A 7,205-nucleotide genomic window follows, 5' to 3' on the forward strand; every position below is an offset into this window, starting at 1 on the left:
AACAAAAAAGATATGCACTCGTGCCCTACCCGAAATTCCCTGAATTTCTACTCGCACGAATGCATATATTCACCGTTATCCATGCATTTTAGCAATCTGAAAAGCAAAACGAAAGCAGGGAACGGTTAACCACCGAATGACCTGAGTATACTTGCGATGGTTAGTGTCTAATCGAAGAAAAAGCGATAAGAAAAACACAAGTTGAGGAGGATTACGGAGTAATAACGTGCTAAAAAATCGCTTTTTTGGCTGACCAGCTTCTGAAGAAAAAAAGTTCAGGTTCATTTAGTAAGGTCCGTTACTAATCCAATGATTGCAAGGTGATCGCAAGAAGAAAAAATAAAATTGACGGAATAATTACGCAAGTAATATCACCTTGCTTGGCATGTTTGCTAAGGTTAGCGACTGAAAAAATAAACGCACGATAACAAGATATATGTGCCATAGCAGCAAAGTGATCAATCGAAAGGTTGTTGTATATTTATGATGGTGCAATGCTTGCAGAAAGTTAAAGTTGGCAACCAATGCGCAGATTTATCGAAAAACAGGGTAACAATTTGCCCTGCTACGACACATATATTAAACGTTACCACATATTTGAAAAATGACGGGATTTTTAGTTTTAATAACAATATTTTTAGGAATTAGCTTAGTGCTGATTTTAACAAAATCTGACTTTCCTAAACTGGAAAAGGTCATTAAACGAATTTCGTTTTTCTCTTTAATTGGAATTCTGATTTGTGCATTACTTTTGGTTTTTGACTTTCGATTTAAAGGAAAGTATACAACTACCATCATCGGACTGACTTTCTTAATCTCGACGATTCTACTATTCGGATTGACTAAAAAAATACAAACTAAAATATTAAGCGGAATTTTAACAATACCCATCACGATATTTGGGGTTTCAAGCCTGATTTGGGAAATGCCTATTATTTTCTTCTATCTTTTAGCAATGCCATTTCATCCACCAAAAGCAAAATTTGGATCTTAACAAAAAACATAACATAGAAGTTAGAGATGGTGGATTTATGGCATGTGGTGAAAGTCTGTTTATTACAGAAAGTACTATGCTTATTCTGGACAAAATAAAATACGTTGGAAATAACGCTTGCGTAACTGGAATAAACAAAATTGAGACGTTAGATCATAAAGAAAATAAAGTGGAATTTTTAATATATCATGATGGAAAAACTGAATTTGAAAACCCTTATAAATATCAACCTGAAATAAAAAACATGTGGTAACAAGTTGTATATTACATATGACACCTTCGGCGGGCAAACGCAACATACAAGAGACGTTAGGCACAAGCAAAACCAAAGAATGAATAAAAGAATTTCAAAAATACCAAATGACGTTCAGGACAGAAATTCTGATGCTTGGAAAAAGTTATGTGAATACGTTGACCAAGTTGCTGAAAATGGTTCTGACGAGTTTGTTCCGAGAGAAGCTCTTGGTGACGAATTGTTTGCTCAAATTTTCACTCTTCCCGAATCAATCGGAAAACTAAAAAAAGTTAAGAAAGTAGGACTTTATGGAAGTAATCTAAAGAGAATTCCGCCAGAAATTGGACAAATGGAATCTCTCGAATATTTCGACCCTTATACTTCGTACGATTTACACTGGTTCCCATTTGAGATTTATAAATGCAAAAAATTAAAAGATAGTCGTATAAGTACTAGAACACTTTACGGTAATTTTAAAAACAGAATGGGTTTCCCCAAACTTGACCACAATCCTGTAAAATACATTGGTGACAATTTAAAGTGTAGTGTTTGTGAAAAAGAACTGACACACGAAACAACTAATCAAATGTGGATTACCGCACACGTTGGCACTGATACAATTCCAATGCTAGCAAATCTTTGTTCGAAAGAGTGCGAACAGAATTTACCTAAACCACCAGAAAATTATGTTCAGTTTCCTCATAAAGGAGGTGCAGATTTAAAACAACCAATTATAGAAGATTGGTTTGTAACGCGTCAAAGACTTATTAAAGAGGGAAAAGCCATGGTAATTGAGCAAAATGAGAAAACAGAGAAAGAAAATACAAATGGACTAATAACCAAGGAATCGGAAAAAGTAAAATTAGATGTATCTAAACTTCCAATTTTAAAACTAGTGCGAAAAATATGGGATAAATAAAAAAAGCCAGTGCCTAACAAGGTGTATAGCCAATAGGGCATTTAGAGATAAATTGAAAGTTCTGTTCTTTGGGCAGGCTCAGGCTACGCCAAAACAAAGTTTTGACGTTTAACAAAAGAAATTTAAAAATAAAAACGTTTGTTTTGGCTTAGTGTAAACCAGAAGTTAAATGCTTCGAATCTGCCCTACTGTCCATACACAGAACGTTGTACACCATAAATAAAAAGAATTTACTGAATGGGAATGAGAACCACTCTTTATGGTTATATTGAGGAAATGGATTTTTGGCAAAGTCCAATTAAAAATCAAGTAAAAAAACATAACTATAAAACTATTAATGACCTCAATACTGATGATGATTGGCCTCCCCTTTCAAGAGAGATGTTTGCTATAACATCCAATATCAATCGAGAACTTTATCGTCCAAATATGGAATATTCTGGAAGAATCATTCATTTTGGTGCTAACTTAAAGTCAGTTGAACACGAAATTGATGAATGGATTATCAAATTTGAACAATTATTATCCAAATTGATTTGGATAGAATCTAAAGTCCATTTTCAAACAGAATATTCGGAATTGCAAACTTTATGTTGGAGAGTTGACTTAAACACTTACAAAGTTTTTCATAATGGACATTTCCCTAATTCATTGGATAAATCTTGTTGGAATTTTGAATCAACTTGGCACTCTGAAAAATAAAAACAGTGTACAACACGATATATGTGTTCATAGCAGCAAAGTGATAAATCGGTTGGTTATTGTATATTTATGAAGGCTCAATGTTTGCAGAAAGTAAAAGTTAGCAACCAATGCGCAGTTTTCGTCGAAATCAGGGTAACATTTTGCCCAGCTACGACACATATATTAAACGTTGGCAAACATTTGAAAATGAGAAACTACAAATTAGAAAATATTGATATTGAAGATATTGAATTAGTTCTTCAAAAAATTGAAGATACTTTTGAATTTAGATTTGTAAGTAACGAATTAATAAATGTAACCAATTTTGGAGAATTATGTGATGCAATAATGAATAAAATTACTCTTGAACATAAAGAAGATTGCACCACTCAACAAGCATTTTACAAATTAAATGAAATTCTAACTTCTGAATTTGGACTTGATGGAATAACTCCAAAAACCAAACTTTCTAAAATATTTCCTAAAAGAGAACGTCTTAAATTGATCCGAAAAGTTGAACGGAAATTGAATTTTAAATTAAATATTACAGAACCAAAAAGAATTTATACAAACCTTTTACTGATATTTTTTTGTATTTCGATTTTCAGTTTTTTCTATGACTATAAAATTGCATTGATTGGAATTGGAATATCAATTTTCGGAATTTGGATCACACATAAATTAGGAAAAGAGTTGAATTTGAATACTATTGGAGAATTAGCCGAAAAAATGAAACGTGAGAACTACATAAAATCACGAAGAAATCCAAAGTATATAAATAAAAATGAGATAGAACAAATAATAATAGATTTGTTCTCTATTGAGTTGGATTTGGACAAAAAAGAACTGACTAGAAGTGCTCTAATATAAAAAACGATTTGCCAACAACATATATGTGGCATAGCAGCAAAGTGATCAATCGAATGGTTTTTGTATTTTTTGAAAGGCGCAATGCTTGCAGAAAGTAAAAGTTAGCAACCAATGCGCAGAAAAACCGAAAAACAGAGTAACATTTTGCCTTGCTACGACACATATATTAAACGTTGGCAGCAACTTATACAAAACTTATAAATGGAATTACAATGACTGAAAACGAAGAATTCATTTGTGAATCAATTTTCAATCAAGTACGAATGGGATTTCTTTCTATTTCGGAAATAAAAGAAAACATTATCGAAGAAATAGAAGATAATGGATTTGAAGAAGAAATTTCTAAAAATTGGGCTTTTGAAAAGATTGAGCAAGAATTTAAAAAAATCATTGAAGAAAGTAAAAGCTGGAAAAGCCCAACTGATAGTGAAAAATTAATTGCCGCTTTTGACGAACTATGTGAACAAAATATTATTGCTCTTCACAACTCTGGATATACTACTAGTGATGGAGAATATGAAGTTGTTGAAGTGGAAAGAACGTTACACGAAAATCAAATAATTTCAGACGGTTATTGTTTTTATCACGAACAGGATCTTTCAAGGGCAATTACTCCTGAAAACTCTAGTCTTTATATTGCATTTCAAAAGGTTAATAATTCAGATGATGAAGTAACATTAAAAGTTGGGAAAAAAGTTGTTAAAATATTAACTGACAAAGGTTTAGAAATAGACTGGAACGAAGATGTTAATTCAAAAATTCTTATTCCTAATTTTAGATGGCAATATCTTTATGACGATAAAAATAGAGATTTACAAGATTACAATAAAGTCGCTGAAATGATAATAAAAAAACAGCAGCCAACAATGTATAAAAGCAATGGCAATAAAAGTGAAAAATCAAAGGATAATACTAATAACAAAAATACGTCTTGGTGGAAAAAGTTGTGGTCATGAATCTGCCACTGCTCTTATACGAGACGTTGGCTACAATTCAAATGAAAAATTTTATATTCATATTAATTGGATTTCTTTGTTTAAATACAAATGCCCAATTAATCAACGATGAATCTTATTTAGATTTAGAATTTTTAAAATTTAAAACAGATCTATTACACTGTGTAATCCAAAAGGATAAAGAAAAATTAAAAAACTTTCTGGCAGATCGTGTATTTGAAAGTAAAGATACGTGTGGATATCCTGGTTGTACGAAGGATGAATTTATCAAATATTATTTTGATGAAAGTTCAGAAGAATCTTGGAAAGATATGTTAACTGTTTTAAGATTTGGATTTAGTAGAATTGAAGATGAAAACTCCAACAATATTATCCCGCACGACAAAATAATATTTCAAGGACCTTCGTATTTAAAAAAAATAGATACGGATAACGAAATAATAGTACTTGGAGAGAATGTAAATATTAGAGAAAAACCAAGCTTGAAAGGAACAATTATAAGACAATCATCTTTCGAAAAGTTTAGCTGCGACTGCAATATTATTACAATGAAGAAAAGCACATATCAAACGATTGACGGAATAAATTGGCTGGAAATAAAACTTAAATCCGGACAAATTGGATACATTTCTGCAGATTTAACTTCATATTCGGTAATAAAAGAAATGACTATTGCAAAAATAAATGGAAAGTGGAAAATAATATCTTTTTTCAACCCTCCAGGTTGTTAAAAAACTGTAGCCAACACCATATATGTGATCATAGCAGCAAAGTGATCAATCGAAAGGTTATTGTATATTTATGAAGGCGCAATGCTTGCAGAATTGAAAAGTTAGCAACCAATGCGCAGAAAAATCGAAAAACAAGGTAACATTTTGCTCTGCTACGACACATATATTAAACGTTGTGCATAATAAAAAATGAGATTTACCTTAATAGTGCTGTTAACTTTAAATTTGACTGCCTTTTCTCAGAATAAAAAAATTGATGAAATAAATAGATATATAACAAGTATTGACTCAAATTCTGACCTGAAAATAAATGAGTATGATTGGAGTAAAGTTACGGGGACTCATATTGACAAAGGAGCAATTCTAAAAATTTGGAAAAAAGATAATGAGATTGTAAAAATCAAAGAAGAATTTGGAGCTTCTTATGGTAGGTGTATAAGATTGATTTACTTAAAAAATAGTAAACCCATTAAAGCAATCGAAACTGAGGAAAATTTCGAATTCAAAAATAATGAGATTGATTATACAAGCTTGAAATTACAATTTAAAATCCAAGTTTTCGTAACAGGATTTAATAAAGTAATAGACGAATATGAATTTGATGTAATTAAAGAAGGTAAAAGAAAATTAACCGAATATTATTGTGATCTAAACGAAGTGTTTTCAATAAGAGATGAGATTAGCAACTTATAAAAAACTATGCACAACAACATATATGTGATCATAGCAGCTAAGTGATGAACCGGATGGTCATCGACTATTTGGTAAGGCGCAATGTTTGCACAAATTAAAAGTTAGCAACCAATGCGCATTTTTTGTCGAGAATAGGGTAACATTTTGCTCTGCTACGACACATATATTAAACGTTACCTGCAATTAATAAAAAATGACAACAGAGGAATTTGTAAAAGCTTTTCATAAAGAGAAACAAGAACTATTAAAAGAGTATTTATCAAACCATTCAGAGACTGAGGTTGGAGTTTTAATAAAATCTCTCAATTTGACGGACGAACAGAATGAGATAATGAAAAAAGTATTAGACTCTTCATTCTCTGACATATTTTACACAATTTTGCTGGGTTTAAATGGTTCTGCTTCAATTGGTGGAATTCAAGAAATGTATGACTTGAAAGACGATAACGGAAATCAATTGACAGGTGAAATCGAAAGTTTCGCTTACAAATATTTTCAAGAGAATAAATAAAAAATAATGTTCCAAGATTCAATAACACTTAAAAATAGACATCTAAAATTCATAAAAACTGTTTCCGAAAATGAAATTGTTTATGGATTGAAGAGTAAAGATGGATTTGCTACATCAAACTCGACTCAATATGAAGACGATTATGGAAAACCAATCGGAATGATATGTTTTTGGTCAGAAAAAGTTCAAGCTAAATCTTGCGCAAAAGACGAATGGAAAAAATATAACGTTACCGAAATTCCATTAGTGGAGTTTATAGAAAACTGGTGTATTGGAATGGCTAATGATGAATTACTTATTGGAACGCAATTTGACCAAAATCTTTTTGGTTATGAGGTTGAGCCATTAGATTTGATTTTGGAATTGACTACTGAATTAAGATCAAACGGAAAGGATTTGAACTTTAGAAAGTTTAGTGGAATTTCTGATATAGAAAAACAAGTAAAGGAAATTATTAAATAAAGAAAGCAGGTAACAAGGTGTATAAATCATAGTGGCTTCGCCACAACAATTCATACACACGACGTTACCACACATTGGAAATGACCGATAAGACAAGGAAAATATTTTATCCAGCAACTTTATTTATAGGCTTATTATTAATGATATGGC

Annotated in this window: 10 protein-coding genes; all 10 read left to right on the top strand. The window is 31.3% G+C overall.

What is annotated here, in order from left to right:
* Nucleotides 1-604: 604 nt before the first annotated feature.
* The 10 genes from Q1A73_RS24090 (at nt 605) to Q1A73_RS24135 (ending at nt 7,055) form a co-directional block, all read left to right on the top strand.
* Nucleotides 605-994 carry a hypothetical protein gene (locus Q1A73_RS24090; RefSeq protein WP_299611253.1) on the top strand — a complete coding sequence of 130 codons (390 nt, stop codon included), beginning with the start codon at nt 605-607 and terminating at the stop codon, nt 992-994.
* Nucleotides 984-1,247, top strand: a complete 264-nt coding sequence (locus Q1A73_RS24095; RefSeq protein WP_299611255.1) for a hypothetical protein — start codon at nt 984-986, stop codon at nt 1,245-1,247. Before Q1A73_RS24090 ends, Q1A73_RS24095 begins: the two co-directional genes overlap by 11 nt.
* A 79-nt stretch (nt 1,248-1,326) precedes the next feature.
* A complete protein-coding gene (locus tag Q1A73_RS24100) occupies nt 1,327-2,148 on the top strand; it encodes a hypothetical protein (RefSeq protein WP_299611258.1) in 822 nt (273 codons plus the stop codon).
* A 243-nt stretch (nt 2,149-2,391) separates the two neighbouring features.
* Complete coding sequence (locus Q1A73_RS24105) at nt 2,392-2,850, top strand: hypothetical protein (protein ID WP_299611260.1); 459 nt, start codon at nt 2,392-2,394, stop codon at nt 2,848-2,850.
* A 189-nt stretch (nt 2,851-3,039) separates the two neighbouring features.
* Nucleotides 3,040-3,702, top strand: a complete 663-nt coding sequence (locus Q1A73_RS24110) for a hypothetical protein (protein WP_299611263.1) — start codon at nt 3,040-3,042, stop codon at nt 3,700-3,702.
* 173 nt (nt 3,703-3,875) lie between these two features.
* Nucleotides 3,876-4,658, top strand: coding sequence for a hypothetical protein (locus Q1A73_RS24115; protein WP_299611266.1), 783 nt, complete (start codon nt 3,876-3,878; stop codon nt 4,656-4,658).
* Nucleotides 4,655-5,389, top strand: a complete 735-nt coding sequence (locus Q1A73_RS24120; protein ID WP_299611269.1) for an SH3 domain-containing protein — start codon at nt 4,655-4,657, stop codon at nt 5,387-5,389. The genes Q1A73_RS24115 and Q1A73_RS24120 overlap by 4 nt, the downstream gene beginning before the upstream one ends.
* Nucleotides 5,390-5,578: 189 nt before the next feature.
* Nucleotides 5,579-6,082, top strand: a complete 504-nt coding sequence (locus tag Q1A73_RS24125) for a hypothetical protein (protein WP_299611272.1) — start codon at nt 5,579-5,581, stop codon at nt 6,080-6,082.
* Nucleotides 6,083-6,275: 193 nt separating this feature from the next.
* A complete protein-coding gene (locus Q1A73_RS24130) occupies nt 6,276-6,593 on the top strand; it encodes a hypothetical protein (protein ID WP_299611275.1) in 318 nt (105 codons plus the stop codon).
* A gap of 6 nt (nt 6,594-6,599) precedes the next feature.
* Nucleotides 6,600-7,055 (top strand): DUF2750 domain-containing protein, encoded by a 456-nt coding sequence (locus Q1A73_RS24135; protein ID WP_299611278.1) that lies wholly within the window; start codon nt 6,600-6,602, stop codon nt 7,053-7,055.
* The last annotated feature ends 150 nt before the right edge of the window (nt 7,056-7,205 follow it).

It is taken from the genome of uncultured Aquimarina sp., from assembly GCF_947492115.1.
Classification (GTDB): domain Bacteria; phylum Bacteroidota; class Bacteroidia; order Flavobacteriales; family Flavobacteriaceae; genus Aquimarina.